Genomic DNA, 25,958 nt, shown 5'->3' with positions numbered 1-25,958 from the left:
TCCACCGTGCCCGGCAAGAAGCGACCCAGCAAGCCGTCCCAGCCTTCGGCCAAGCAGTTCAAGGCGCTGACGAGGCGCGGCCCGCACCGTGTGCTGGCCGGAAACCTCGGGATCGTCGGGATCGAGGGCCGCGTGTTCACGCCGGCCGAGGGCACGCGGCTGCCCGCGATCGCGTTCGGCCACGCGTGGCGTTGCGGTGGCAGCCGCTACCGCGACCTCGCCTATCACCTGGCCTCATGGGGTTTCGTGGTGGCGGTGCCCGACGGGCACCGCGGTCTCGCGCCCTCGGACTCCGGTCTCGCCGCCGAGATGCGCTCCGCGCTCAGCGTGGTCGCCCACGCGCCGCTCGGCGACGGACAGATCACCGTCGACCCCTCGAAGGCCGGCTTCGTCGGCCACGGCTTCGGTGCGGCGGCCGCGGTGATCGCGGCATCCGACGAACCACTGCTGGGACAACCGTCGTTGCCGGCCCGCGGCGTCGTCGCGGTCTTCCCCGCGCCGAGCACCGCGTTGCTCCCGGCTGCCGCGGCACAGGTGCGCGCCCCCGGCCTGATCTTGGCGGCCGGAACCGAACTGGACACCTTCGATGCCAATGCGCGGCCACTGGCGCAGACCTACGGCGGCGATGTGGTGTTGCGCACGCTGCCTGCGGCGACCAGTCGTGGACTGCTCGAACGCCGCACCTGGAAGTCGATGGTGGGTGTCAACGGCGCCGACAAGACCACGCATCGTCAGGTGCGGGCCCTGGTGACCGGATTCCTGCTGTACACCGTGGCCGGCGACGACGACCATGCCGGCTTCGCCGATCCGGCCGCGGTGATCGAAAAGAGCGTGATCGTCGATCCCACCGAGCAGCCCGAGCACGAGCTGGATCACATCTCACGGCTGCTCGGAGCCAAACCCCGGGAGCAACGTGGCCGGATCGCCCGCAGAATCCCGGTACCCTGACCTTCTATGTGTGGAATCGTCGGATATGTGGGAGGGCGTGACGCCCTCGACATCGTGGTCGAAGCGCTGCGGCGAATGGAATACCGCGGCTACGACTCGGCGGGTGTGGCGATCCTCGACGGTCACGGCCATACCGCCGTCGAGAAGAAGGCCGGTCGGCTCGAGAACCTCGACAAGGTGATCGCGACGGTCGGCCGGGACGCACTGACCGGCACGACCGGGATGGGGCACACCCGGTGGGCCACGCACGGTCAGCCCACCGATCGCAACGCGCATCCGCATGTGAGCTCACATCGCAAGCTGGCCGTCGTGCACAACGGCATCATCGAGAACTATGCGCCGCTGCGCACCGAACTCGAGGTCGAGGGCATCGAGTTCACCTCCGACACCGACACCGAGACAGCGGTGCACCTCGTCGAACGCGAATATGCCGACGGACCCGAAGCGGGGAATTTCGTGGCAAGCGCGTACCGCGCGCTGCGTCGTCTCGAGGGCGCGTTCACGCTGGTGTTCACCCATTCAGACCACCCGGGGACCATCGTCGCCGCACGGCGCTCCACACCGCTGGTCGTGGGCGTGGGTCAGGGCGAGATGTTCGTCGCCTCCGACGTGACGGCGTTCATCGAGCACACCCGTGAGGCGGTCGAGCTCGGTCAGGACGAGGTCGTCGTGATCACCGCCGACAGCTACACGATCACCGACTTCGATCAGAATCCGCGGGCGGGCAAACCGTTCCACATCGACTGGGATCTCGCGGCCGCCGAGAAGGGCGGCTACGACTTCTTCATGCTCAAGGAGATCGCCGAGCAGCCGGCCGCACTCGCCGACACACTGCTCGGACATCTCGAGGAAGGGCGGATCGTCCTCGACGAGCAGCGGCTGAGCGATCAGGATCTGCGTGACGTCGACAAGGTCTTCGTGGTTGCGTGCGGGACCGCCTATCACGCCGGCATGCTCGCCAAGTATGCGATCGAGCACTGGACGCGACTGCCCGTCGAGGTAGAACTCGCCAGTGAGTTCCGCTACCGGGATCCGGTGCTGGACCGGTCGACGCTCGTGGTTGCGATCTCACAATCCGGTGAGACCGCCGACACGCTGGAAGCGGTCCGCCACGCCAAGGACCAGAAGGCCCGCGTGCTGGCCATCTGCAACACCAACGGTGCGCAGATCCCCCGGGAATCCGACGCCGTGCTCTACACGCACGCCGGCCCGGAGATCGGGGTCGCCTCCACCAAATGCTTCCTCGCCCAGATCGCGGCCGCCTACATGGTCGGTCTCGCGCTCGCCCAGGCGCGCGGAACCAAATACGCCGACGAGGTGGGCCGTGAATTCGCGGCGATGGAGCAGATGATCGAGGCGGTACGCGACGTGCTCGGAACCATGGAGCCGGTGCGCGAGCTCGCTCATTCGCTGGCTCATCACAACACCGTGCTGTTCATCGGCCGCCATGTCGGATATCCGGTGGCGCTCGAGGGCGCACTCAAACTCAAAGAACTCGCCTACATGCACGCCGAGGGATTCGCCGCCGGTGAGCTCAAGCACGGGCCGATCGCGCTCATCGAGGACGGGGTGCCGGTGATCGTCATCATGCCGTCGCCGGACGGACGGGCGGTGCTGCACTCGAAGATGGTCTCCAACATTCGCGAGATCCAGGCGCGCGGTGCGGTCACCATCGTGATCGCCGAGGACGACGACGAGTCGGCCCGGTCGGTCGCCGACCACTTCATTCCCATCCCCAAGACGCCGACGCTGTTGCAGCCGTTGGTCTCGACGGTGCCGCTGCAGGTGTTCGCCGCCAGTGTCGCGCAGGCGCGCGGCTACGACGTCGACAAACCACGTAACCTCGCCAAGTCGGTCACGGTCGAATAGGTTCAGCGATGCCGGTCAACCACTTCACCGCGCACGAGGTCCGCGACGCCGAGCGGGCCACCGGAGACCTGCTGACCGACGGCACCCTGATGCGGCGTGCGTCGTACGGCGTCGCGCACGTTGTGATCAGTGAATTCCGTTCTGACGATGGGTGTTACGGGCGCAAGGTCGGCCTGGTGGTCGGTGCGGGCGACAACGGCGGCGATGCGCTGTTCGCCGGGGCGGAGCTCGCCCGGCGCGGTGTCGACGTGGCGGCCGTCCTGCTCGAACCGGGAAAGGCGCATCCGGCCGGACTCGCGGCGCTGCGGCGTCGTGGCGGGCGTGTCGTCGAGAAACTGCCCGCCGATCTCGACGTCGTCGTCGACGGGGTCGTCGGCATCGGCGGCCGGGGGCCGTTGCGTCCCAACGCCGCCGAGGTGTTCGGTGCGCTCGACCCGGAGGTGAGGGTCGTCGCGGTCGATCTGCCGTCCGGGGTGGATGCCGACACGGGCGAGGTCCATCAGCCTGCGGTGCGGGCCGACATCACGGTCACCTTCGGGGTGCTGCGCAACGCGCATCTGCTCGCGGCGCCGCAGTGCGGCCGGATCGAGTTGGTGGACATCGGGATTCGCGGCGAGCTCGGACGTCAGGGCGGACCGTTCCTCTATTCGCTGCGTGATGCCGAGGTCGCCGAGGCGTGGCCGATCCCCGGCACCCACGACGACAAGTACACCCAGGGCGTCGTCGGCGTGATCGCCGGGTCGCATCGTTTTCCGGGTGCGGCCATCCTCTCGACCGGCGGGGCGGTGACCGCCACGTCGGGGATGACGCGCTTTGTGGGTTCGGCGCATGCCGAGGTGGTCGCGCACTTTCCGGAAGTCGTTGCCGCACCAGAGTTGTCGGAGGCGGGCCGGGTGCAGGCGTGGATGATCGGGCCCGGTGCGGGCACCGATGATGCCGCGCTGGACACCTTGCGCACCATCCTGGCCACCGATCTGCCGGTACTGCTCGACGCCGACGCGCTCACCCTCGTCGCCGAGCACCACGACCTCGTCGTCGGTCGTGACGCGCCGACCCTGCTCACCCCGCACGCGGGTGAATTCGCCCGGCTGACCGGTCAGCCCGTGGGTGCCGACCGGCTCGGTGCGGTCGCCGGGCTGGCCCGGCGCTGGGGGGTGACCATCCTGCTGAAGGGGCGTATCACCCTGGTCGCCGAGTCCGACGGCGTCGTCTTCGGCAACGACGCCGGATCGTCGTGGGCGGCCACGGCCGGCGCCGGTGACACCTTGTCGGGGATCGCCGGGGCCCTGCTGGCCGCCGGCCTGCCGCCCATCTGGGCGGGCGCGGCCGCCGCGCGAGTGCACGCGCATGCCGCGGCGCTGGCTGCGCAGGGCGCTCCGATCGGCGCGTCGACCCTGCTGGGCGCGCTGCGTCCGGCGATCCGGGCGTTGCTCGCCGACTCGTGATCGGGCAGTCGACGCGTGACACGGATGACCCGGCCTGCGGATGGGTGTCCCGCCCGGCCCCGGCCGATCTGGGACAATGGTCGGCGATGACCACCTCAGCGCTCACCGCCACCGTCGACCTCGACGCCATCGCCCACAACGTGGGCGTGGTACGTGATGCATCCGGCGCCGGGGTGATCGCCGTGGTCAAGGCCGATGGATACGGGCACGGTGCGGTCCCGGTCGCGCGCGCCGCGCTGGCCGCCGGGGCTGCGGAACTCGGCGTGGCGGTGATCGCGGAGGGACTCGCGCTGCGCGCGGCGGGTATCGGCGCCCACATCACGTCGTGGCTGCACACCAACAGTGCCGACTTCGCCGCCGCCATCGACGCCGACCTCGATCTGGCGTTGTCGTCGCGGCGGCAGCTGGCGGCCGTGGTCGCGGCCGCCCGCACGACGGGCGCCACGGCCACCGTGACGGTCAAACTCGACACCGGGCTCGGGCGCAGCGGCGTGGCACCCGAGGAATGGCCGGACTTCGCCGATGATCTCGCGAAGGCGGTCGCCGATGACGCCGTGCGGGTGCGTGCGCTCATGTGTCACCTGGCGCGCGGCGACGAGCCGGAGCATCCGCTGAACTCGCAGCAGGCGGCCCGGCTCGACGACGCGCGCGCCGACCTCATCCGGGTGGGCGCCGCACCGGAGGTCGTCCACATCGCGAATTCGCCTGCGGCACTGACCCGTCCGGACCTGGCACGGGACCTCGTGCGACCAGGCATCGCGCTCTACGGTGGGGTGCCGATCCCGGGTCGTGACTTCGGGCTGATCCCGGCCATGACGTTGCGCGCCGAGGTGGCGTTGGTGAAGAGAATCCCTGCCGGACAAGGCGTCTCGTACGGTCATACGTGGGTGTCCGAGGGGGCGACCACCATCGCGGTCATTCCGGCCGGATACGCCGACGGCGTACCCCGACTCGCCTCGGGGCGGCTGCGGGTCCGGATCAATGGTCGCATGTTCGACCAGGTCGGCCGCGTCTGCATGGACCAGTTCGTCGTCGATCTCGGCCCCGACCGCGGTGACGTGGCCGAAGGCGATGCGGTCGAACTGTTCGGGACGGGAGCCGGCGGCGGTCCCACGGCACAGGACTGGGCCGAGGCCATCGGCACCATCGACTACGAGATCCTGTCCCGAATCGGCGGGCGGGCGCAGCTCAGCTATACGACCGGCCGGCCGGAGGCGGGGGCACAGTGGTGAGCTCGGCCCAACGCGGCGGACCGGCCGCGGGTTTGGCCACCCTGGGCGGGCTGGCCGCGGCCGGCGCGGCCCGCACCGCCACCCGGCGTGGGATGCGCAAGGCCGGCGACCCGTACGCCGGAATCGATTTCACCGCCATGTACGCCGACGCCGCATCGACCGTGACGGCCGACGACGGGGTCCGGCTCGCGGTGCGGACCGTCGACCTCGGTGGCCTGGGCGCCGACGACATCCCCGAGCTCACCGTGGTCTTCGTGCACGGATTCAGCCTGCGGCTGGCGGCGTGGCATTTCCAGCGGTACGCGCTCGCCGAGGCCTGGGCCGGACGCCGAATGCGCATGGTGTTCTACGACAATCGCGGCCACGGACACAGCGATGCCGCCACGGCGGAGACCGCCACGATCGAACAGCTCGCCGATGACGCGCGCGCCGTGATCGACACGTTCGCGCCGAACGGTCCCGTGGTGCTCGTCGGGCATTCGATGGGCGGTATGGCGCTGATGGCGTTGGGGCGCAGGAATCCCGCGCTCTTCGCTGCCGGTGGACCGGTCGTGGGGGTCGCGCTGGTGGCCACCGCGGCCAGTGGCCTGACCGAGGAGGGAATCGGTCGGGGACTGCGTAATCCGCTGCTGGACGCGTTCGCGGTGGCCGCTCGCCACACCCCACGCGTCATCGAGGCCGGCCGGGACCTGACGCGGCTCATCCTCGAACCGGTCCTGGTGGTAGCGAGTTTCGGCGCGGACTTCCACAGTCCGGCGGCGGGCCGCGCGGTGGAGAAGATGATCCAGAACACCCCGATTGCGACCATCGTGAACTTCCTGAACGCGCTCGAACGTCACGACGAGTCGCCGGGTCTGCCGATGCTCGGGCAGGTCCCCTCGGTCGTGATCTGCGGTGACCAGGATCGGATGACCCCGCTGCCCAATTCGGTGTTCCTCCACGAACAACTCGGGGTGCACTGCCGGCTCGAGGTCGTCGAGGGTGCCGGACACATGGTGCCGATCGAGGCACCCGACCGGGTCACCGATGCGATCGCCGAACTCGTCGAACGGGCCCGTCCGCCACGGCCGGCCGCCCCGCCTGCCCCCGTCCGGCGCCGCCGCCGCTGGTGGCAGCGGAAGGCGCGCGCGTGAGCACCCGGGAACTGCCCGACGTCACCGACACCGAGGCATTGGGAGAGGAACTGGCACAAGAACTTTCCGCCGGCGATCTGGTGATCCTGGACGGGCCGCTCGGGGCGGGCAAGACCGCGCTCGCGCGCGGCATCGGGCGTGGACTGCAAGTGGTGGGCGCGGTCTCGTCGCCGACCTTCATCATCGCGCGCGAGCACCGTGCGGGGGAGGCGGGACGGCCGGGGATGATCCACGTCGACGCCTATCGGCTCGGTGGTCTCGAAGAACTCGACGCGCTCGATCTCGACACCGACATCACCGACGCCGTGGTGGTGGTCGAATGGGGCGAGGGGGTCGTCGAGCGGCTTGCCGACCGGCATCTGCTGGTGCGTCTGGTCCGCGACCCCGATACCGATGTGCGGCATGCGAGTTGGGAATGGGTGAATCATCTGTGAGTACATTGCAACTGGTGGTACGTGACCCGCGGATCGTGCTGGCCATCGACACCGCCACCGACACCGTCGTCACCGGCCTCGGCCGCGTCACGACGGTTCCGGCCGGCGCACCCGAGGTGCGGGTCCTGGCCGCCCGCGCGGTCTCCGATGGTCGCCGCCACGCTGAGATCCTCACGACCCTCGTCGCCGAGGTGCTCGACGAGGCGGGGATCGGTCGAGACGAACTCGACGCCGTGGTCGTCGGAACCGGTCCCGGACCGTTCACCGGGTTGCGGGTCGGCATGGCGACCGGGGCGGGATTCGGTGATGCACTGGGACTTCCGGTGTTCGGGGTGTGCTCGCTCGATGCGATCGCACTCGCCGCGGGCGCCCGGGACCCGCGTGCCGACTCGGTGCTCGTGGTCACCGATGCGCGCCGCCGCGAGGTGTATTGGGCGTTGTACTCCGACGGCGGGCGCACGCGGGTGAGCGGTCCCGAGGTGAGCGCGCCCGCGGTGGTGGCCGACCGGCTCGCCGAGGTGAAGGTCGACGCGGTCGGTGGTTCCGCTTCGCATCTGCGCCAGACTGGTTGGGCGGGAGACGATCCGGTGGTCACCGTGCCGCGGGTGGGAGCCCTGCTCGGCGTCGCCGAGCACGCGTCGGCGACCTGTGCGGCGCCAGGCCCCTTGGTGCCGCTGTACTTGCGCAGGCCCGACGCGGTGGAACGACAAGACCATCGCACTCGGACGGTGAGTGCCCCATGAGTACCGGCTCCCTGCTCATCGACGCCCTCGACTACCGCGACATCCCGCGGTGTGCGGCGCTGGAGAAGGAGATGTTCGCCGGTGATTCACCCTGGCCCGCAACGGCATTCCGTGCCGAGCTCAATGCGCCGTACAACCGGTACTTTGCCGCCCGCGAAGAGTTCGGCGGGTCGGCCGTCGGTTACGCCGGGATCTCCACCCTCGGCTCCGGGGGTGATCACGAATGCGAGATCCACACGATCGCGGTCGCACCCACCCACCGCGGCCGTGGTTACGGCCGCGCGCTGCTCGCCGCGCTGCTCGGGGTGGCCGATGCCGTCGATGCACCGGTCTTCTTGGAGGTCCGGGTGGACAACGACACCGCGATTGCCCTCTACGAGCGCAACGGCTTTGTCAGGTCGGGAGTCCGGCGCGGCTACTACCAGCCATCCGGTGCCGACGCCTACACGATGATCCGGTCGTCGGCCTCCGGGCGCGCGGGCGTCGACGACTCACTCGTCCCGACCGACCGGCAGAATGGTGAACACACATGATCGTGATGGGTATCGAGAGCTCATGTGATGAGACCGGGGTCGGCATCGTCGCCTGGGAACCGGGCGTCGGCACCGAGCCCGGCCGTGCGGTTCCGCTGGCCGACGAGGTGGCCTCCAGCGTCGACGAACACGCGCGGTTCGGGGGAGTGGTGCCAGAGATCGCCTCGCGCGCACACCTCGAGGCCATCGTGCCGACGATGCGTCGCGCCCGCGGCGCCGCCGGGATCGACCGGCCCGACGCCATCGCCGTCACCATCGGGCCGGGCCTGGCCGGGGCGCTGTTGGTCGGGGTCGCCGCCGCAAAGGCCTATGCGCTGGCGTGGGATGTGCCGCTGTATGCGATGAATCACCTCGGTGGTCACGTCGCCGTCGACACCCTCGAACACGGCCCGATGCCCGAATGTGTGGCCCTGCTGGTCTCCGGCGGCCACACGCACCTGCTGCATGTCACCGATCTCGCCGCGCCGATCATCGAACTGGGCACCACCGTCGACGATGCGGCCGGGGAGGCCTTCGACAAGGTCGCCCGGCTTCTCGGCCTCGGCTTTCCCGGCGGGCCGGCTCTGGACATGGCTGCGGCGCAAGGAGATCCGAACGCCATCGCATTTCCGCGCGGTATGACCGGCCCGCGCGACTCCCGGTACGACTTCTCCTTCAGTGGGGTCAAGACCGCGGTCGCACGGTATGTGGAGAAGTGTCGTCGTGATGGTGTCGAGGTGCCGATCGCCGATGTGGCCGCGTCGTTTCAGGAAGCGGTGGCCGACGTGTTGACGATGAAGGCGATTCGCGCGTGCGCCGATCTCGGCGTCGACACCCTCGTCCTCGGCGGTGGGGCGACCGCCAACTCGCGAATCCGGTCACTGGCTCAAGAACGTTGTGCGGCAGCAGGTATCACTTTGCGGGTTCCCAGTCCGCGGCGCTGCACCGACAACGGCGTGATGATCGCGACGCTCGGCGCCCACGTCATCGCAGGCGGGGCCGCACCCTCACCGCTGACCGTGGCCACCGACCCCGGAATGAGTGTGCAGATCTCACAACTGTGATCGTCAGGACCGGGACGGCTCCGTCGGGGTGCAGGCCGACATCTCCGGACAGTTGACGCGTGATTGCGCCAGCACGCGACGCTGCGTCGGACGTGCTTGCCCGTAGCGTTGCGACCCGGCGTCGGTCAGCGCGGCGAATACCGATCGGCGGTCGGTGGCACACATGGTGCGGTCGACGAGTCCGGCCTTGTCCAGACGGCTCACCACCCTTGACAACGCGCTCTGGGTGAGGTGTACCCGGCCCGCCAGATCGCTCATGCGAAGTGTGTGATCTGTTGCCGCCCAAAGAAGTTCGAGGACCTCGAACTCGCTCGACGAGAGCTGGTGGTTGGCCTGGAGCTCACGATCGAGGGTGCACTGGATGCGGTGGAATCGCACCGAGAGGTCGTGCCATGCGACCGCCAGTTCGTCAGAGGTCAAGGCGTCTGGGTCTGATCCGTCTGAGCCCAGGTCGGGGCTGCTCGTGGCGGTCCCCGTTGCCTCTCGTCCGGCCGTCGTGCTCATGGCCGCAGACTATCACCGGGAACGAGATCATGCGTGGGAAACCAATGTGATCTCAAGTAATGTAGACGCATTAGATGCGAGTGCATATAGTCAGCGCATGGCATTCACAGATCGCAAGTCTTCGGACCTTTCCGACGCAAGCAGGCGCACGGGGCCGCCGCGTGCCCCGGAAACGCTTTCCGGGCAGCCCGATCCGGCCGGACATGTCGCGGCGGGGCACGTGACCAGTGGTTCCGGCTGGCCGGGGCGGACGTGGCTTCTGCTTGTCGTCCTGGCCGGTGCGTTGTTCCTCGACGGGCTCGACGTGTCGATGGTCGGGGTGGCGCTGCCCTCGATCGGCGCCGACCTGGACCTGGGACAGAGTCAACTGCAGTGGATCGTCAGCGGATACGTACTCGGCTACGGCGGATTGCTCCTGCTCGGCGGCCGTGTCAGCGACCTTCTCGGCCGCCGGCGGGTGTTCCTCGGTGCGCTGGCGGTGTTTGCGATCGCGTCGGTGGCCAGCGCGGTCGTCGACATCGAGATGCTGATCGTGGCGCTGCGATTCATCAAGGGCGTGGCCGCGGCGTTCACCGTTCCGGCCGGTCTGTCGATCATCACCACGACCTTCGCGGAGGGGCCTGCGCGTAATCGGGCGCTGAGTATCTACACGGTGTGCGGCGCCAGCGGCTTCTCGCTCGGTCTGGTGTTCGGCGGGTTGCTGACCGAATGGTCGTGGCGCGCCACGCTGATGTTCCCGGGCCCGGTCGCGGTGTTGCTGTTCCTGGCCGGACTGCGCGTCGTGCCGCGGGGTGAGCAGGTGCAATTCCGCTGGGCGCAGTTCGACGTGCTGGGCGCGGTGACCAGCACCGGTGCGCTGTTGCTGCTGGTGTTCGCGGTGGTCCGGGCGCCGGCGGCCGGCTGGGCGTCGGCGGCGACGATCGGCACCTTTGTCGCCGCCGCGGTATTGGCGATCGCCTTCGTCGGCATCGAGGTGCGGCACCCCCATCCGCTTGTGCGCCTGGGGATTCTGCGGTCTTATCTGCTGGTCCATGCGAATGTCTCCGGTGCGTTGATGTTCGGCGGGTATGTCTCCTTCCAGTTCGTGGTGACGCTGTATCTGCAGGACTCACTGGGTTGGACACCGTTGGCGATGGCGCTGGCCTTCTTGCCTGCCGGGCTGATCGTCGCGGCCAGTGCGATCCGGATGGATCGAGTGCTCGACCGAGTGCCCACGCCGCTTCTGATGGTGGGGGGTTTCGCGGCCTTTCTGGGTGGCTACCTGTGGTTCGCGCGGGCGCAGCCCGGGATGGGATATGTGAACTTCCTGCTCCCGACGATCGTTCTGCTCGGCATCGGTTTCGCGTTGACGTTCCCGTCGGTGACCGCTCAGGGCACGGCCGGTGTCGACGACGACGAACAAGGTCTGGCATCGGGACTGGTGAACACCAGCGTTCAGATCGGGGGTGCGGTGATGCTGGCGGTGGTCACGGCGATCTTGGCGAGTTCGGGTCAGCCGACCCGTCACGGCGAGCTCCTCGGCGGTATGACGACGGCGATCTGGCTGGTCAGCGGCCTGTCGGTGGTCGGCCTGCTCGGTTCGCTCACGGTGAGCTGGTTCGGCAGGCGCAGTGCGGCCCTCGCCTCGCCGGGGTCGCAGCCGCAGGCATCGAGGTCGGGGGAGATGCCACCGGCTGACGAGGATTGCGATGCCGTGCCGCAGCTTTGCGATCAGGGTTGAGATTTTGCACCCGCCAGTCTTGAGTGCTGGCACTCGCATGTATAGAGTGCCAGTAGGCACTGTGTTGTGAACCTCGGCACCCGCGACGACGAGGTTTGTGGCAGAGCCCCCAAGTGCAGTTTCATCTGCAACAAGTACATCGTTTTCTCGGATGAGAAAGTAGAGGACTCACATCGTGGCGAGCGTGAATATCAAGCCGCTTGAGGACAAGATCCTGGTGCAGGCCGTCGAGGCCGAGACGACCACCGCGTCGGGTCTGGTCATTCCGGACACCGCCAAGGAGAAGCCGCAAGAAGGCACCGTCATCGCCGTCGGCGAGGGACGGGTGACCGAGCAGGGCAATCGGGTCCCGGTCGACGTCAAGGAAGGTGACACCGTCATCTACAGCAAGTACGGCGGCACCGAGATCAAGTACGCCGGCGAGGAGTACCTGATCCTGTCGGCCCGCGACGTGCTCGCGGTCATCGGCAAGTAGGACCAGCGAGACAAGCGTGACTCTCCGCCCCGGTACCCCGCAGGGGGTCCCGGGGCGGAGTTGCCTCACCGATCGATAAACACAGAAAACCCCCAAACCACAGAGTGTTTGCGCGCGCTGCGATGCAGGAGGAGCGGCGAGGAGCGTAGCGACGACGCCGGCGACGACGAAGAGCAGTGCACACATGCGCAAACACACGCGATTCGCGGAGCGATCGCAGAAAGCAGAGACTTATGGCAAAGCAGATCGAATTCGATGAGAAGGCGCGCCGCGCGCTCGAACGCGGCATCAATCAGCTCACCGACACCGTGAAGGTGACGTTGGGGCCGCGTGGTCGTCACGTGGTTCTGGCGAAGGCCTTCGGCGGACCGAGTGTCACCAATGACGGTGTGACCATCGCCCGCGACATCGACCTGGAGGATCCGTTCGAGAACCTCGGGGCGCAGCTGGTCAAGTCGGTGGCGACCAAGACCAATGACGTTGCCGGGGACGGCACCACCACGGCGACCGTGCTGGCGCAGGCGATCGTGGCGGCCGGATTGCGCAACGTCGCTGCCGGCGCGGGGCCGATCTCGCTGGGTGTGGGTATCGGCAAGGCTGCGGACGCGCTGAGCGAGGAGCTTTTGCGTCGTTCGACGCCGGTGGCGGGTCAGCAGGGGATCGCCCAGATCGCGACCGTGTCTTCGCGTGATGGCGAGGTCGGCGAGATGGTCGGTAAGGCCATGGAGACCGTCGGTGTCGATGGTGTGGTCACCGTCGAGGAGGGTTCGGGTCTGAGTACCGACCTCGAGGTCACCGAGGGAGTGCAGTTCGACAAGGGTTATCTGTCACCTTATTTCGTCACTGATGCCGACGCGCAGGAAGCGGTCCTCGAGGACACGTTGGTGCTGCTGTACCGCGACAAGATCAGTTCGCTGCCGGACTTCTTGCCGTTGCTGGAGAAGATTGTCAAAGCGGGCCGATCGGTGCTGATCGTCGCCGAGGACGTCGAGGGCGAGCCGCTGTCGACGCTGGTGGTCAACTCGATCCGCAAGACGATCAAGGCGGTCGCGGTCAAGGCGCCGTTCTTCGGTGACCGCCGCAAGGCGTTCCTGGATGATCTGGCGGTGGTCACCGGTGGCACCGTGATCTCGTCTGACATCGGCCTCAGCCTGGCCGGTGCCGAGCTCGATCTGCTGGGTTCGGCCCGGCGCGTCGTCGTCACCAAGGACACGACGACGATCGTCGAGGGCGGCGGCACCTCGGAGGCCATCGCCGATCGCGCCGCACAGTTGCGCCGGGAGATCGACAACAGTGACTCCGACTGGGACCGCGAGAAGCTGGCCGAGCGGTTGGCGAAGCTTTCCGGCGGTATCGCGGTCATCCGGGTCGGTGCTGCCACCGAGACGGATCTCAAAGAGCGTAAGCACCGTGTCGAGGATGCCGTCGCGGCGGCCAAGGCCGCTGTCGAAGAGGGGATCATCGCCGGCGGCGGTTCGGCCATTGTGCAGGCTGCGTCGGTGCTCGACGATCTCGCGGCCGGACTTCCCGAAGATGAGGCGCTCGGCGTTCGGGTCGTCCGGGACGCGGCGAAGGCCCCGCTGTTCTGGATCGCGTCCAACGCGGGTGTCGACGGTGCCGTCGTGGTCAATCGGGTCGCCGAGGCGGCCGCGGGAGAGGGCTTCAATGCCGCGACCCTGAGCTATGGCGATCTGATCGCCGAGGGCATCATCGATCCGGTCAAGGTCACCCGTTCGGCAGTGGTCAACGCGGCGTCGGTTGCTCGCATGGTTCTCACCACCGAGACCGCCATCGTCGACAAGCCCGAGGAGTCTGCCGGGGCCGATCACGGTCACGGCCACGCCCACTGAGCAGCGCCTCGGCGCGTGGCGGATCGGGCCGTGATGGCGCGAACACGACGCCGGGGTGGTCACCATCTGGTGACCACCCCGGCGTTTTTGGTTCGGTGGCTCTCGCCGGCCGCGTTGTGGTTCTCGTCGGTTGTGGTTCAGCTGGCCATGCGGCGACCGACGCGCCGCTTCATCAGCATGCTGCGTTCGGACTCCGACAGCCCGCCCCAGATTCCGTAGGGTTCGGCGACGGCCAGTGCGTGTTCGCGACATTGGGCGATCACCGGACACTGGTGGCACATCTCCTTGGCACGCCGCTCGCGCTGCGCTCGGGCTCGGCCGCGCTCACCGTCGGGGTGGAAGAACACCGACGACTCGACGCCACGGCACAGGCCGTGCATCTGCCAGTCCCAGACATCTGCATTGGGGCCGGGGAGGTGGTTGGGCTGGGGCATGGCAGCATCTCCTTCTGCAGGACGTGGAACCCGACTTCGTGGGCCTCGGTCATGGCATGGTCCGCGTCAGTCCGGGTCGGAAAGTCTCGGCAGATGAGCTGCCGAGGGTCTTTTCCGGTGGCGCAAGAGAACATTAAGCGGGCTGGAGAAACGGCGTCAATACCGTCAATCACGGCGAAATGATTCCAAAGATTCCGGCATTGTTAACGCACGGTTAGCCGTCGGCTTCGTACTAGCACGACGCGGCAGCGGGGCGCCGTCAGGTGCTCATGTCCTGCAAATATGCGTCTGAACAGCAGGTGATCGCACACAAGAAGTGGAATGGGAGGGTGTCGGTAAATGATGCGACGACGACCGCCAAGATTATCGATTAACCTGAGCGAAACAATGATGTCATCAGGCGTTTATGTCGCTGCGGGTTTTAACATTTGTGACGCCAGGTTAAATTCATGCTAACTGCGTCGGGAGGGCGTGACGCCGGCCACGTTCTCGCTGGTGACGAGCTTGTTGCCCGGTGGTCGGCGGCGGTGGCGGCCGGCGCTCACGGCCGTGGGGCGGCGGCATTGACCGCGCTGGCCGCGGTGGTCACCGACGCCCGCGTCGTCGGCGACCGGCCGGTCGCGTCCCTCGCATGCAGTACTGCGGCGTCGTTGTACCGGCAGGCCGGGCGTCACCGCGACGCTCTGATCCGCGACGGCCACGCGTTACTGCTGGCCGGCGCTGACATGCCCGGGCGCTCCGCGTGGGCGCGTGCGGCCGCATGCGACGCGCTGATCAATCTTGCTGCAGACAACCTGGGCCTCGGCCGATTCGGGGCGGCGCGGCGGCTGCTCGATCGGGCCGACGAACTTGCCGAGGGTTCGCCATCTGGCGCCGACGCCCCGTGGCTCACCGACGCCCGCTGCCGGTTGCGTGCCCTGTGGGTCCGCGCCGAGCTGGCGATCTACTCCGATGACCCGGATGCCGCGCTCGACGCCGGGCAACGGGCGACGGCGATGCTGGCCGACCGGGCCGACGGCGGTACTCAACGGCATCGGATCAAGACCGGACTGATCGTCGCGGCAGCGCAGGCGGCAACCGGACATGCAGAGGTGGCGATGCAGGCCGCGATCGCGCTGGGCGATGCGTCCGCCGAAGCCGGCCTGAGGCCGCTACAGTGGGCCGCGCTGTCGTTACAACAGGGGCTGGGCGACACGTCTGCGCAGACGGTGGCGGCGGTCAACGATCTATATCGATTCCTACACGCCCGGGGCATGCCGTTCGTGAGGTCGCACAACGATCGCTAAGGTGTTTGGGGTTCGCCGCCCCGCCACCGCAGTCCCCGGTCGCGGGCGTCGCCATCCGGGTCGTTGCGGCCCGCCACATCGGACCTGGTGAGTCCGCCACACGATATGTAACGCGGGGATCTCGACTGACGATGAAATTGACGGGTGATGAGTTGGACGCCGCCGTCCGCGCCGCAAGGCAGGGCGATCGCGTGGCTCTCACGTCGGTTCTCGAGAGTGTGCACGAGCCCATCCTGCGCTACTGCCGAGGGCGAATCGGTGTCGGAGAGCGTCATTTGTTCTCCGCGGATGATGTTGCGCAGGAGGCGTTGATGGCGGTGATGACCGCGCTGCCCCGATACGAAGATCAGGGCAAGCCGTTCATGGCCTTCGTATACGGGATCGCCGCGCACAAGGTCGCCGATGCGATGCGGGTGGCGGGGCGGGTCAAGGCCGACCCGGTCGACGCCGTCCCCGACGTCACCACGGTTCTCGGCGGGCCCGAGGAGGTGGCGCTGGACTCCGACGTCAGTCGGCGCATGCGCCGGCTGTTGTCGGTGCTGCCCGACAAGCAGCGCGAGATCCTCGTGTTGCGGCTGGTGGTCGGGATGTCGGCGGAGGAGACGGCCGACGCGGTCGGCAGTACTCCGGGGGCAGTGCGAGTCGCCCAGCATCGAGCACTGGCAAAACTGAAAGACGAGCTGAGGAAGGCAGGTGGACGACGCAATGAACGACGAGCATGATCGGCGTCGGCCGATGCCGGACGCCGACCCAACTGAGCACATCGACTTACGACAGTTGCACTTCGACGACGCATTTCTCGATGCGCTCTCACATGACGTGCCCACCCCGACGCGAGATGACACCGAATACCAGTTGGCAGCACTGCTTTCGGGTTGGCGCCACGATGTCCTCGCCGAGCCGGCGCCGCTGCTGCCCGGTATCGCGGAGGTCGAGCACGCGATGGCGACCGATGGCGCACCGCGCCGCGGCACGCGCGTAGGTCGCGGACTGCGGGTGATCGCCGGCGCGGCCGCGATCGCCGTGGTCGCCGTTGCCGGTCTGACCGTCGTCAGCGAAGGTGCTCAGCCGGGCGACTCGCTCTGGAGTGTCAAGAAGGTCGTATTCGCCGACAAGGCCTCGGAGACGCAGGCGGCCTACGATGTGCGCTCCGACCTCGAACAGGCCGAGGCCGCGCTCGCCTCGGGCGACATGGTCCAGGCGCAGCAGCTCATCGCGCGTGCCCAGACCAAGATGGGGCCGGTGCGCGACGCGCAGACCCGCGAGCAGATGAATCAGTGGATCAGCCGCTTGCGTGCCGACGAGTCCGGTGCCCCCGGGCAGAGCTCGCGGGCGCCGGGTCCCGCCACCACCGCACCCGATTCGACGTCCCCGCAGTCGGGCAGTCCCACCCCGCCGACGTCTGATCGGTCGACCACACCGACGACCACGACCCCGCCGACGTCCACGACGCCGACCAGTCCGGCTCCGACGACACCGACGCCGACCTCGGCTCAGACCTCGACGGTGGTGCCGCCGAGTTAGCTCAGCGCTCGCCGCCGAGCTGTGCGTATGCGTCGGCGTAGCCGCGGCAGTAGTCCCAGGTGACGTAGTCGTCGGGACGTGGGTCGACAGCTGGTTCGTGCGGGCGCACGGTACCGTCGATCAGAAGTTGTAAGAGATTGGCGCGCAACATATCCCAGTCGTGGTAATGATCTTCGTGGCAGTCCTCGCAGACGACGACGAGGCCGCGGATGCCGCGATGGGCCAGCAGCGTTTCATATACTGCCAGGTCGGCGAGGTCCTCCTCGACCGCGACCCGCTCGTTCTCGTCGAGTGGGATGCCGGGCTCGACCGAATCCAACGCCGACGCGGGATCGCTGGGATCATCGGCGAAGGGGTCGGGTGGGAGGCCGGGTGGCAAGTGGTCACGCACGACTCCACCGTAACCGATTTCACGTGACCAGCGCCGCATCGGTTCCACAGATCGACGGCGCCGACTCCGCGGTGGCGGCATGGGTCGGATCGTCGCATTGGGTTGGCGCCGCGATCGCCGGATACCATGAACGGATGACACACGTTCGCACCGGTGGAGATGATCCCGGCAAGGTGGCAATGCTCGGTCTCACCTTTGACGATGTCCTGTTGCTGCCCGCGGCTTCGGATGTGGTCCCGAGTGAGGCGGATACATCGTCCCGGCTGACCAGGAACATTTCCCTGCGCGTGCCGCTGGTCAGTTCGGCGATGGATACCGTCACCGAGGCACGCATGGCCATCGCCATGGCGCGCGCGGGCGGAATGGGCGTGCTGCACCGCAACCTGTCCATCGAGTCCCAGGCCGCTCAGGTCGAGACCGTCAAACGGTCGGAGGCCGGCATGGTCACCGATCCGGTGACCTGCTCGCCGGGGGACACGCTCGCCGAGGTCGACGCCATGTGCGCTCGGTACCGCATCTCCGGGCTGCCCGTCGTCGACGGAACCGGTGAGCTCGTCGGCATCATCACCAACCGCGACATGCGGTTCGAGGTCGACCAGGACCGGCCGGTTGCCGAGGTCATGACCAAGGCGCCGCTGATCACCGCCCAGGAGGGTGTCTCGGCCGAGGCCGCGCTGGGGTTGTTGCGCCGCCACAAGATCGAGAAGCTGCCGATCGTCGACGGCAACGGCAAACTGACCGGGCTGATCACCGTCAAGGACTTCGTCAAGACCGAACAGCATCCGTTTGCCACCAAGGATGCCGACGGCCGGCTGCTCGTCGGTGCGGCCGTGGGAACCGGCGAGGCCCAGTGGGATCGTGCGATGGCCCTGACCGACGCGGGTGTCGACGTGATCATCGTCGACACCGCACACGCGCACAATCGGCTGGTGCTCGACATGGTTGCCAAACTCAAGGCCGAGACGGGCGACCGGGTACAGGTCGTGGGGGGCAATATCGCCACGCGCGAGGCCGCCCAGGCGCTCGTCGACGCCGGTGCCGACGCGGTCAAGGTCGGCATCGGGCCGGGGTCGATCTGCACCACCCGCGTCGTGGCCGGTGTCGGTGCCCCGCAGATCACCGCGATCCTCGAGGCCGTGACCGTCTGTCAGCGGGCCGACGTCCCCGTCATCGCCGACGGTGGCCTGCAGTACTCCGGCGATATCGCCAAGGCGTTGGCTGCCGGCGCGTCGACGGCGATGCTCGGGTCGTTGCTGGCCGGCACTGCCGAGGCTCCCGGCGATCTGGTCCTGGTGAACGGTAAGCAGTTCAAGAGTTACCGCGGCATGGGATCGCTGGGCGCGATGCAGGGTCGTGGGCAAGCCAAGTCCTACTCCAAGGACCGCTACTTCCAGGACGACGTCCTCAACGAGGAGAAGCTCGTGCCCGAGGGCATCGAGGGGCGGGTGCCGTTCCGCGGACCGCTGACCCAGGTGATCCACCAACTCGTGGGTGGACTCCGCGCGGCAATGGGCTACACCGGTGCGAGTTCGATTCCCGAACTGCAGCAGGCGCAGTTCGTCCAGATCACGGCGGCGGGTCTCAAGGAGTCGCATCCACACGACATCACTCTCACCGCCGAGGCACCGAACTACTATTCTCGCTGAGTTCCCGGCAAGTTCTCCCGATCTCAACTTCTCCCGGTCTCCGGACCTCGGGGCCCACGTCCGCATCGGATCGTGGGCCGGACAGAAAGGCGCAAGGGTGCGTGATCTCGTGGACATCGGCATGGGTCGGACGGCACGGCAGACGTTCGAGCTCGACGACATCAGTATCGTGCCGTCCCGACGGACCCGCTCGTCCAAGGACGTCTCGACCGCATGGCAGATCGACGCCTACCGGTTCGACGCGCCGATCCTGAGTCATCCGACCGACGCCCTGGTGTCGCCGGAAGCGGCCATCGAACTGGGCCGGCTCGGTGCGCTCGGGGTGATCAACGGAGAGGGATTGTGGGCACGGCATCGCGACGTCGACGAGAAGATCGCCGAGCTCGTCGAGATCGCCACCACCGACCCGGACCCGCAAGCGGCGGTGCGCCGGCTGCAGGAACTGCATGCCGCGCCGCTCGACCCAGACCTGCTCGCGCGCGCGGTGGCCACGGTCCGCGAGGCCGGTGTGACCACGGCGGTGCGGGTCAGCCCGCAGCACGCACCCGAGCTGACGCCGGCGCTGGTGGCCGCGGGAGTGGAGATCCTGGTGGTGCACGGCACCATCATCTCGGCCGAGCATGTGGCCAACGGTTCCGGAGATCCGTTGAACCTCAAGACCTTCATCGCCGAACTCGACATCCCCGTCATCGCCGGCGGCGTCCACGATCACCGCACCGCGTTGCATCTGATGCGCACAGGTGCAGCGGGTGTCATTGTCGGATACGGCTCCACCGCAGGGGCCACGACCACCGGCGAGGTGCTCGGTATCGGGGTGCCGATGGCGACGGCGATCGCCGACGCCGCTGCGGCGCGCCGCGACTACCTCGACGAGACCGGCGGGCGGTACGTGCACGTCATCGCCGACGGCGACATCCACGACTCGGGTGACCTCGCCAAGGCGATTGCGTGCGGTGCCGACGCGGCGGTGCTCGGGACGCCGCTGGCCGCGGCCGTCGAGGCGCCAGGGCGTGGCTGGTACTGGCCGTCGGCGGCGGCGCATCCGGACACCCCGCGGGGGGCGCTGCTGCAAGTTGCGATCCCCGACGAGCGGACGACCCTCGAACAGGTCCTCTCGGGGCCATCCGCCAACTCGTTTGGCGAGTTGAATCTTGTTGGCGCACTGCGTCGTTCGATGGCGAAGGCCGGCTACTCCGACCTCAAGGAGTTTCAGAAGGTGGGGCTCACCGTCCATCGGTGACGGGATGCCCCGACGGCCGGAACGCCGTCAGTCGGGCTACCGGGAGACCCACGTCACTTGATGTGACAATGAACGTTAGAATGTTTTTCATGGTAGCCCACCGTGACCCCACCGACTTCGACGTGCTCATCATCGGCTCCGGATTCGGCGGCAGCGTCAGCGCGCTGCGGCTGGTGGAGAAGGGATATCGCGTCGGCGTGATCGAGGCCGGCCGTCGCTTCGAGGACTCGGAGTTCGCCAAGACCAGCTGGCGTCTGCACAAGTGGCTGTGGGCACCGAAGCTGGGACTCTTCGGCATTCAGCGCATCCACGCGCTCAAGGACGTCATGATCCTGGCCGGCGCGGGGGTCGGCGGCGGATCGCTGAACTACGCGAACACGCTCTACAAACCACCGACGCCGTTCTTCGCCGATCCGCAGTGGAACCACATCACCGACTGGGCGGACGAACTCGGCCCGTACTACGAGCAGGCCCGGCGGATGCTCGGGGTGGTGACCAATCCGAGTTTCACCGAGTCCGATCGCATCATGCGCGACGTCGCCGAGGAGATGGGCGTCGGCGACACCTTCACCGCCACCCCGGTCGGGGTGTTCTTCGGGGAGAAGACGGGCCTGGCGGGTCGGCCCGGACATACCGTGCCCGATCCGTACTTCGGCGGCGCCGGACCGGAGCGAACCGCCTGCACCGAATGCGGTGCCTGCATGACCGGCTGCCGTGTCGGCGCCAAGAACACCCTCATGAAGAACTACCTCGGCCTTGCCGAACGCCACGGTGCGACGATCGTCGACCGCACCACGGTCGACGGACTGGCCCAACGGGCCGACGGCACCTGGGAGGTCGGCACCCACCGCTCGTCGGCGTGGGGACCGGTACGGCGCCGCACGCGGACCTACACCGCGTCGCAGGTGATCGTCGCCGCGGGGACGTTCAACACGCAGCGGTTGCTGCATCACGCCAAATATCGCACCCTGCCACGGATCTCGGATGCGCTGGGCCGTCTCACCCGCACCAACTCCGAGTCCATCCTGGGGGCGATGGCCAGTAGATACGATCCGGCACACGACTATTCGCGGGGCGTCGCGATCACCTCGTCATTTCATCCCGACCCCAGCACACACATCGAGCCGGTGCGATATGGCAAGGGCTCCAACGCGATCGCCTATCTGCAGACGTTGCTCACCGACGGCGGGTCTCCGGCGAACCGATTCGGGCAATTCGTGCGCCAGGTCGCCGCGAATCCGTTGTCGCTCGGTCGCCTCCTGGTGGTGCGCCGCTGGAGTGAACGCACCGTGATCGCGTTGGTCATGCAGAACAACAACAACTCGCTGACGACCTTCGTCCGCGAGCGCGGACCGTTCCGCTACATCACCAGCAAACAAGGCATCGGCGAACCCAATCCGACGTGGATTCCCGCCGGTAACGAGGCCACCCGCCGGATTGCACGCAAACTTCCGGGTGGCGTCGCCGGCGGCACCTGGGGCGACATCGTCAACATGCCGCTGACCGCCCACTATCTCGGTGGGTGTGCCATCTCCGACGTGCCGGCGAACGGCGTCATCGATCCGTACCACCGCGTGTGGCATTATCCGACGCTGCACATCACCGACGGCGCCGCCATCTCGGCGAACCTCGGGGTGAATCCGTCCCTGTCGATCTGCGCGCAGGCCGAACGCGCAATGGCCTTCTGGCCCAACAAGGGGGAGGCGGATACCCGCCCGGCGCAGGGGGAGCGATACGCCCGGGTGGCCCCCGTCGCGCCGACGACCCCGGTCGTTCCGGCCGACGCGCCGGGCGCCCTGCGGTTGCCGATCACGCCGGCCGCACACGTCGACGCCGGCTGACGGCCCCGCCGTTCGGTCGTCCTCGGGCCACGGCTTGCGCACTTGTCTGAGGACTGTTAGGTTTCGGGGCATGCAGTTCTGTGCGCGTCTCCTCCTTCGCTGCCACGGCGGGGCCTGATCACGACCGGCTCCCCGCCGTGGGAGCCGTCGTGCCGGTCGAACACCGATCTCGACCACGGAGTCCGAAATACCATGCGCACAACTTCTTTCCCCACGATCTCCACGCCGGCCGGCGGCGTGGCAACCGGTGCCCCGGCGTGGAACCGCCAACAATGCTCGCAGATGCCGTCGTACCGCTACCGCGCCGTCCACGACCGGGTCGAGCTCCCGTTGACCGACCGCCGCTGGCCGACCAACCGGATCACCACCGCGCCGCTGTGGGTACCGGTCGACCTGCGCGACGGCAATCAGGCACTGGCCGAACCGATGGACCCCGAACGCAAGCGACGCTTCTTCGAACTCATGGTCGCCATGGGGTACAAGGAGATCGAGGTCGGCTATCCGTCGGCGTCGCAGACCGACTTCGACTTCGTCCGGATGCTGGCCACCGACGACATCGCCCCGGACGACGTGACGATCGTCGTGTTCACCCCCGCACGGCGCGATCTCATCGAACGCACCGTGGATTCGGTGCGGGGCATCGCCAACGATGTGGTCATCCACATGTACACCGCGACCGCCCCGATCTGGCGTGACGTGGTGCTGCGACGGGACCGGGACGGCCTGCGGGAGATCATCACCCGCGGCGGCCGCGACATCCTCGAGTGCGCCGACGGGCTCGACAACGTTCGTTTCGAGTTCTCTCCCGAGGTGTTCAATCTGACCGAACCGGACTTCGCCCTCGAGGTGTGCGACGCGATGACCGGACTGTGGGAGGCGAGTCCGGACCGGCCGGTGATCATCAATCTGCCCGCGACCGTCGAGGTGGCGACGCCCAACGTGTACGCCGACCAGATCGAGTACATGCACCGCAACCTGGACCGCCGCGGGTCGGTGATCCTGTCGGTGCACCCGCACAACGACCGGGGTACGGGGATCGCGTGCGCCGAGCTGGCCGTGCTGGCCGGCGCCCAACGCGTCGAGGGGTGCATCTTCGGCAACGGGGAACGTACCGGCAACGTCGACATCGCCACCCTGGCACTGAATCTCCATGCGCAGGGCGTGGATCCGATGATCGACTTCTCCGACATCGACGAGGTGGCCCGCACCGTCGAGTACGCCAACCGCATCGAGATCCATCCGCGCCATCCCTATGCCGGGTCGCTGGTGCATACGGCGTTCAGCGGAACCCATCAGGACGCCATCCGCAAGGGACTGGCCGAGCACCGCGAACGTGCCGCAGCCACCGGGATCGCCGAGCGCCGGTTGCCTTGGGAGGTGCCGTATCTGCCGATCGACCCGGCCGACATCGGCCGCACCTATGAGGCGGTGATCCGCGTGAACTCCCAGTCGGGCAAGGGCGGGATCGCCTACGTACTCGAGACCGAATACGGGATCGTGCTCGAACCGCATGAGCAACCCGAATTGGCCCGTCACGTCCAGGAATACGCCGACCGGTCGGGCGTGGAGGTCGACGCCCCGACCTTGCGCAGCCTGTACGAACAGTGGGTACGCGAAGACAGTGTCTCAGTCGAGGCCGCGGGCCGAGAGGCTCTCGGCGAATCCGTCGGCGGTGCGTAACGCGGCGAGGACGATGGGCGCCACCAGGATTCGCGGTCCCGGCCGCAGCCCGCGCGCCCGCCGTGCCTCGTCGACCTGGGCGGCGACCTCGACCATCAACGGGATCGCACGGATGGTCAGCGCCAGGGCGATGGCGATCAGGTCGGTGCGAACACCCAAGCGCGCCAAGGGTTGTAGTCCCCGCGTCATCGAATCGAGCATGTCGGTGGTGCGGGTCGTCAAGGTCACCACCGCGGCCAGCAGTACCGAGAGCCCGAGGACCCCGCACACCAGCAGCGCGCGGCGCCAGTCGGTGAAGATCCACTGGAAGGCGAAGATGAACACCAGGATCCAGAGGGTGGGCCGGAACTGGCGCCACGCGGTGCGCGGGCCGATGCCGGCGAGCGCGTAGACGACCGCGACCGCGAGCGCTGCGACACCGAGCGCGGGCAGCGACCGCACGAACACCGACATCGCCACGATCGCGGCCGCGAGGCCGAGGAGTTTGACTCCCGGCGACGCCCGATGCAGCGGTGAGCGTCCCGGGCGGTAGGTGCCCAGCGGATTCATGACATCATCGCCCGGTAGTGCGCCAGGGCCGGCCCGGGTGCATCGTCGGCGACGATGCGGCCGTCGTCGACGACCAGTACCCGGTCGAAGTCGGCGACGAGCTCGAGATCGTGGCTGACCACGACGAGCTGCTCGTCGAGACCCGCGAACACCGTGCGCAGCATGCGGGCATTGCGCAGATCGAGCAGCGTGGTCGGTTCGTCGGCGACGACGATCGCCGGTTCGGTGACGAAGATCGACGCCAGGGCGAGGAGTTGTTTCTGTCCGCCCGACAGCCGCGCGGCGGGCTGGTCGGCGTGGTCGGCGAGTCCGAATCGCTCGAGCATCTCCCGGGTACGTTCGGCCCGTTGGGCTTTGGTGAGTTCGCTGCGGGTCAGGGAGAGCTCGATGTCCTCGGCGACCGTCGGCATGATGATCTGCCGATCGGGATCGGAGAAGATGAAGCCGACCTCCCGGCGGACGCGGCGCCGGTGGCGGCGCGCGTCGATCCCGTTGACGGTCACCGTGCCGTGGTCGGGCACCACGAGTGCGTTGATCATGCGCACCAGGGTCGACTTGCCGCTCCCGTTGGCGCCGACGATGCCGACGCGCCGCTCGGTGAGGGTGACCGACACCTCGCGCAGCACGGTGCGCTCACCGAAGGCGTGGGTGACGTCGCGGAATTCGATCACGGTATCGGCGATTGCGAACGCGTCAGTCCGACGTGGCCGGGACGTCGGCCCGCGTCCGCCGTAGCGGCCCGATCAGGCCGGGCCATCCGCGGTGCACCTGCGCGGCGACCAGGGCGGTGACGACGGCCTTGATGGCGTCGCCGAGGATGAACCAGCCGTTCGCGGCGATCGCCGCCCACAACGTCATGTCCGCACGGATCATCAGGCCGACGGTTCCGCACACGTACACCACGAGGATGCCGCCGATCAGGTTGATCGCGATACCGGGGAGCAGCCGGTAGCGCGGTGGCGGCGTCCGAGACGTGCGCGTCCACATCATCAGCGCGGTCAGCACCCCGATGACGATCACGCCGGGAAGGAAGCCGACGAAGAATCCGGAGGTCGGGGAGCTCAACGCGGTCAGTCCGTTGCGGCCACCGGAGAGGATCGGCAGACCCGCGATCGCCAGAACCATGAACAGGACCACCGCGAGCGTGCCCTTCTTGGGACCCAGGATCGCGCCTGCCAGCATCACCCCGAGGGTCTGGAAGGTGATCGGGACACCGCTGGTGCCCACGCTGATGGTGCCCGGCAGCCCGAGCGCGGCGATCAACGCGGCGAACACGGCGGCCTGGGTGATGTCGGAGATATTCAGTGACCAGGTGCGATCACGGCTTTCGGTGGTTTGCATCGCGAGAAACGAGTATTCCACGTGCTGAGGTCGCCGCGGCGCCGCGGTCGATCAATCCGCACCGCGATCCGCACCGGGGCCGCCGCAGGCGGGACAT

At 68.0% G+C, this 25,958-nt stretch carries 25 protein-coding genes; 19 read left to right on the top strand and 6 right to left on the bottom strand.

From position 1 onward, the window contains the following. Nucleotides 1-6: 6 nt before the first annotated feature. The 9 genes from ACLQ3C_RS10935 to tsaD all read left to right on the top strand — a co-directional run bounded on the left by ACLQ3C_RS10935 (nucleotide 7) and on the right by tsaD (nucleotide 9,380). Complete coding sequence (locus ACLQ3C_RS10935) at nucleotides 7-948, top strand: dienelactone hydrolase family protein (RefSeq protein ID WP_425705079.1); 942 nt, start codon at nucleotides 7-9, stop codon at nucleotides 946-948. Between the two features lie 6 nt (nucleotides 949-954). After that, entirely contained in the window at nucleotides 955-2,817 is a 1,863-nt protein-coding gene (gene glmS / locus ACLQ3C_RS10930; RefSeq protein ID WP_425705078.1) for a glutamine--fructose-6-phosphate transaminase (isomerizing), read from the top strand. Nucleotides 2,818-2,825: 8 nt separating this feature from the next. Continuing rightward, a complete protein-coding gene (locus ACLQ3C_RS10925; protein WP_425705077.1) occupies nucleotides 2,826-4,262 on the top strand; it encodes an NAD(P)H-hydrate dehydratase in 1,437 nt (478 codons plus the stop codon). Nucleotides 4,263-4,348: 86 nt separating this feature from the next. Then, a complete protein-coding gene (gene alr / locus ACLQ3C_RS10920; RefSeq protein ID WP_425705076.1) occupies nucleotides 4,349-5,494 on the top strand; it encodes an alanine racemase in 1,146 nt (381 codons plus the stop codon). Continuing rightward, entirely contained in the window at nucleotides 5,488-6,627 is a 1,140-nt protein-coding gene (locus ACLQ3C_RS10915) for an alpha/beta fold hydrolase (RefSeq protein ID WP_425705075.1), read from the top strand. The genes alr and ACLQ3C_RS10915 overlap by 7 nt, the downstream gene beginning before the upstream one ends. Then, nucleotides 6,624-7,061 carry a tRNA (adenosine(37)-N6)-threonylcarbamoyltransferase complex ATPase subunit type 1 TsaE gene (gene tsaE, locus ACLQ3C_RS10910; RefSeq protein WP_425705074.1) on the top strand — a complete coding sequence of 146 codons (438 nt, stop codon included), beginning with the start codon at nucleotides 6,624-6,626 and terminating at the stop codon, nucleotides 7,059-7,061. The genes ACLQ3C_RS10915 and tsaE overlap by 4 nt, the downstream gene beginning before the upstream one ends. After that, entirely contained in the window at nucleotides 7,058-7,804 is a 747-nt protein-coding gene (gene tsaB, locus ACLQ3C_RS10905; protein WP_425705073.1) for a tRNA (adenosine(37)-N6)-threonylcarbamoyltransferase complex dimerization subunit type 1 TsaB, read from the top strand. The genes tsaE and tsaB overlap by 4 nt, the downstream gene beginning before the upstream one ends. Continuing rightward, entirely contained in the window at nucleotides 7,801-8,337 is a 537-nt protein-coding gene (rimI, locus tag ACLQ3C_RS10900; protein ID WP_425705072.1) for a ribosomal protein S18-alanine N-acetyltransferase, read from the top strand. Before tsaB ends, rimI begins: the two co-directional genes overlap by 4 nt. Further along, nucleotides 8,334-9,380, top strand: coding sequence for a tRNA (adenosine(37)-N6)-threonylcarbamoyltransferase complex transferase subunit TsaD (tsaD, locus tag ACLQ3C_RS10895; protein WP_425705071.1), 1,047 nt, complete (start codon nucleotides 8,334-8,336; stop codon nucleotides 9,378-9,380). Before rimI ends, tsaD begins: the two co-directional genes overlap by 4 nt. Before the next feature lie 3 nt (nucleotides 9,381-9,383). Here the strand turns inward: tsaD and ACLQ3C_RS10890 are convergent, their stop codons facing one another. Then, nucleotides 9,384-9,884 (bottom strand): MarR family winged helix-turn-helix transcriptional regulator, encoded by a 501-nt coding sequence (locus ACLQ3C_RS10890; RefSeq protein WP_425705070.1) that lies wholly within the window; start codon nucleotides 9,882-9,884, stop codon nucleotides 9,384-9,386. Nucleotides 9,885-9,981: 97 nt separating this feature from the next. On the opposite strand from ACLQ3C_RS10890, the gene ACLQ3C_RS10885 reads away from it, so the two are divergent. The 3 genes from ACLQ3C_RS10885 (at nucleotide 9,982) to groL (ending at nucleotide 13,929) form a co-directional block, all read left to right on the top strand. After that, nucleotides 9,982-11,604 (top strand): MFS transporter, encoded by a 1,623-nt coding sequence (locus tag ACLQ3C_RS10885; RefSeq protein WP_425705069.1) that lies wholly within the window; start codon nucleotides 9,982-9,984, stop codon nucleotides 11,602-11,604. Between the two features lie 175 nt (nucleotides 11,605-11,779). Then, nucleotides 11,780-12,079 (top strand): co-chaperone GroES, encoded by a 300-nt coding sequence (groES, locus tag ACLQ3C_RS10880; RefSeq protein ID WP_006334733.1) that lies wholly within the window; start codon nucleotides 11,780-11,782, stop codon nucleotides 12,077-12,079. 233 nt (nucleotides 12,080-12,312) lie between these two features. Further along, entirely contained in the window at nucleotides 12,313-13,929 is a 1,617-nt protein-coding gene (gene groL, locus ACLQ3C_RS10875) for a chaperonin GroEL (protein WP_425705068.1), read from the top strand. Between the two features lie 137 nt (nucleotides 13,930-14,066). Here the strand turns inward: groL and ACLQ3C_RS10870 are convergent, their stop codons facing one another. Continuing rightward, the gene (locus ACLQ3C_RS10870; RefSeq protein WP_425705067.1) at nucleotides 14,067-14,363 is read right to left on the bottom strand and encodes a WhiB family transcriptional regulator; all 297 of its coding nucleotides are present in this window, start codon (nucleotides 14,361-14,363) and stop codon (nucleotides 14,067-14,069) included. A gap of 449 nt (nucleotides 14,364-14,812) precedes the next feature. Between ACLQ3C_RS10870 and ACLQ3C_RS10865 the strand changes: the two genes are divergently transcribed. The 3 genes from ACLQ3C_RS10865 to ACLQ3C_RS10855 all read left to right on the top strand — a co-directional run bounded on the left by ACLQ3C_RS10865 (nucleotide 14,813) and on the right by ACLQ3C_RS10855 (nucleotide 17,173). Then, nucleotides 14,813-15,649, top strand: coding sequence for a hypothetical protein (locus ACLQ3C_RS10865; RefSeq protein WP_425705066.1), 837 nt, complete (start codon nucleotides 14,813-14,815; stop codon nucleotides 15,647-15,649). 131 nt (nucleotides 15,650-15,780) lie between these two features. Next, the gene (locus tag ACLQ3C_RS10860) at nucleotides 15,781-16,371 is read left to right on the top strand and encodes a sigma-70 family RNA polymerase sigma factor (RefSeq protein WP_425705065.1); all 591 of its coding nucleotides are present in this window, start codon (nucleotides 15,781-15,783) and stop codon (nucleotides 16,369-16,371) included. After that, entirely contained in the window at nucleotides 16,343-17,173 is an 831-nt protein-coding gene (locus ACLQ3C_RS10855) for an anti-sigma-D factor RsdA (RefSeq protein WP_425705064.1), read from the top strand. The genes ACLQ3C_RS10860 and ACLQ3C_RS10855 overlap by 29 nt, the downstream gene beginning before the upstream one ends. Before the next feature lies 1 nt (nucleotide 17,174). On the opposite strand, the gene ACLQ3C_RS10850 is transcribed toward ACLQ3C_RS10855, so the two are convergent. Further along, nucleotides 17,175-17,564: a DUF5319 domain-containing protein gene (locus tag ACLQ3C_RS10850; protein ID WP_425705063.1), complete on the bottom strand. Its 390-nt coding sequence runs from the start codon at nucleotides 17,562-17,564 to the stop codon at nucleotides 17,175-17,177. Between the two features lie 134 nt (nucleotides 17,565-17,698). On the opposite strand from ACLQ3C_RS10850, the gene guaB reads away from it, so the two are divergent. The 4 genes from guaB to ACLQ3C_RS10830 all read left to right on the top strand — a co-directional run bounded on the left by guaB (nucleotide 17,699) and on the right by ACLQ3C_RS10830 (nucleotide 23,971). Then, entirely contained in the window at nucleotides 17,699-19,210 is a 1,512-nt protein-coding gene (gene guaB / locus ACLQ3C_RS10845) for an IMP dehydrogenase (RefSeq protein WP_425705062.1), read from the top strand. A gap of 97 nt (nucleotides 19,211-19,307) precedes the next feature. Next, a complete protein-coding gene (locus ACLQ3C_RS10840; RefSeq protein WP_425705061.1) occupies nucleotides 19,308-20,450 on the top strand; it encodes a GuaB3 family IMP dehydrogenase-related protein in 1,143 nt (380 codons plus the stop codon). A gap of 89 nt (nucleotides 20,451-20,539) precedes the next feature. Then, nucleotides 20,540-22,291, top strand: a complete 1,752-nt coding sequence (locus ACLQ3C_RS10835; RefSeq protein ID WP_425705060.1) for a GMC family oxidoreductase N-terminal domain-containing protein — start codon at nucleotides 20,540-20,542, stop codon at nucleotides 22,289-22,291. Nucleotides 22,292-22,483: 192 nt separating this feature from the next. Continuing rightward, nucleotides 22,484-23,971 (top strand): 2-isopropylmalate synthase, encoded by a 1,488-nt coding sequence (locus ACLQ3C_RS10830; RefSeq protein WP_425705059.1) that lies wholly within the window; start codon nucleotides 22,484-22,486, stop codon nucleotides 23,969-23,971. On the opposite strand, the gene ACLQ3C_RS10825 is transcribed toward ACLQ3C_RS10830, so the two are convergent. The 3 genes from ACLQ3C_RS10825 to ACLQ3C_RS10815 are packed head-to-tail and all read right to left on the bottom strand — an operon-like array spanning nucleotide 23,918 to nucleotide 25,861. After that, nucleotides 23,918-24,520 (bottom strand): energy-coupling factor transporter transmembrane component T family protein, encoded by a 603-nt coding sequence (locus ACLQ3C_RS10825; protein ID WP_425705058.1) that lies wholly within the window; start codon nucleotides 24,518-24,520, stop codon nucleotides 23,918-23,920. The genes ACLQ3C_RS10830 and ACLQ3C_RS10825 overlap by 54 nt on opposite strands. After that, the gene (locus tag ACLQ3C_RS10820) at nucleotides 24,517-25,191 is read right to left on the bottom strand and encodes an energy-coupling factor ABC transporter ATP-binding protein (protein WP_425705057.1); all 675 of its coding nucleotides are present in this window, start codon (nucleotides 25,189-25,191) and stop codon (nucleotides 24,517-24,519) included. Before ACLQ3C_RS10820 ends, ACLQ3C_RS10825 begins: the two co-directional genes overlap by 4 nt. Before the next feature lie 22 nt (nucleotides 25,192-25,213). Beyond that, nucleotides 25,214-25,861 carry a biotin transporter BioY gene (locus ACLQ3C_RS10815; RefSeq protein ID WP_425705056.1) on the bottom strand — a complete coding sequence of 216 codons (648 nt, stop codon included), beginning with the start codon at nucleotides 25,859-25,861 and terminating at the stop codon, nucleotides 25,214-25,216. Nucleotides 25,862-25,958: the final 97 nt, after the last annotated feature.

It is taken from the genome of Gordonia sp. DT30 (assembly GCF_049844915.1).
Lineage (GTDB): Bacteria > Actinomycetota > Actinomycetes > Mycobacteriales > Mycobacteriaceae > Gordonia.
Note: the sequence above shows the minus strand (reverse complement) of the source record. Positions and strands in the feature narration are given on the sequence as shown.

Bases quoted from the DNA above. Each gene is read 5' to 3' on its own strand.
- glmS (WP_425705078.1), top strand. From the start codon at position 955: ATGTGTGGAATCGTCGGATATGTGGGAGGGCGTGACGCCCTCGACATC.
- ACLQ3C_RS10925 (WP_425705077.1), top strand. From the start codon at position 2,826: ATGCCGGTCAACCACTTCACCGCGCACGAGGTCCGCGACGCCGAGCGG.
- alr (WP_425705076.1), top strand. From the start codon at position 4,349: ATGACCACCTCAGCGCTCACCGCCACCGTCGACCTCGACGCCATCGCC.
- rimI (WP_425705072.1), top strand. From the start codon at position 7,801: ATGAGTACCGGCTCCCTGCTCATCGACGCCCTCGACTACCGCGACATC.
- tsaD (WP_425705071.1), top strand. From the start codon at position 8,334: ATGATCGTGATGGGTATCGAGAGCTCATGTGATGAGACCGGGGTCGGC.
- ACLQ3C_RS10890 (WP_425705070.1), bottom strand. From the start codon at position 9,884: ATGAGCACGACGGCCGGACGAGAGGCAACGGGGACCGCCACGAGCAGC.
- ACLQ3C_RS10885 (WP_425705069.1), top strand. From the start codon at position 9,982: ATGGCATTCACAGATCGCAAGTCTTCGGACCTTTCCGACGCAAGCAGG.
- groL (WP_425705068.1), top strand. From the start codon at position 12,313: ATGGCAAAGCAGATCGAATTCGATGAGAAGGCGCGCCGCGCGCTCGAA.
- ACLQ3C_RS10870 (WP_425705067.1), bottom strand. From the start codon at position 14,363: ATGCCCCAGCCCAACCACCTCCCCGGCCCCAATGCAGATGTCTGGGAC.
- ACLQ3C_RS10865 (WP_425705066.1), top strand. From the start codon at position 14,813: ATGCTAACTGCGTCGGGAGGGCGTGACGCCGGCCACGTTCTCGCTGGT.
- ACLQ3C_RS10860 (WP_425705065.1), top strand. From the start codon at position 15,781: ATGAAATTGACGGGTGATGAGTTGGACGCCGCCGTCCGCGCCGCAAGG.
- guaB (WP_425705062.1), top strand. From the start codon at position 17,699: ATGACACACGTTCGCACCGGTGGAGATGATCCCGGCAAGGTGGCAATG.
- ACLQ3C_RS10835 (WP_425705060.1), top strand. From the start codon at position 20,540: ATGGTAGCCCACCGTGACCCCACCGACTTCGACGTGCTCATCATCGGC.
- ACLQ3C_RS10830 (WP_425705059.1), top strand. From the start codon at position 22,484: ATGCGCACAACTTCTTTCCCCACGATCTCCACGCCGGCCGGCGGCGTG.
- ACLQ3C_RS10825 (WP_425705058.1), bottom strand. From the start codon at position 24,520: ATGAATCCGCTGGGCACCTACCGCCCGGGACGCTCACCGCTGCATCGG.
- ACLQ3C_RS10815 (WP_425705056.1), bottom strand. From the start codon at position 25,861: ATGCAAACCACCGAAAGCCGTGATCGCACCTGGTCACTGAATATCTCC.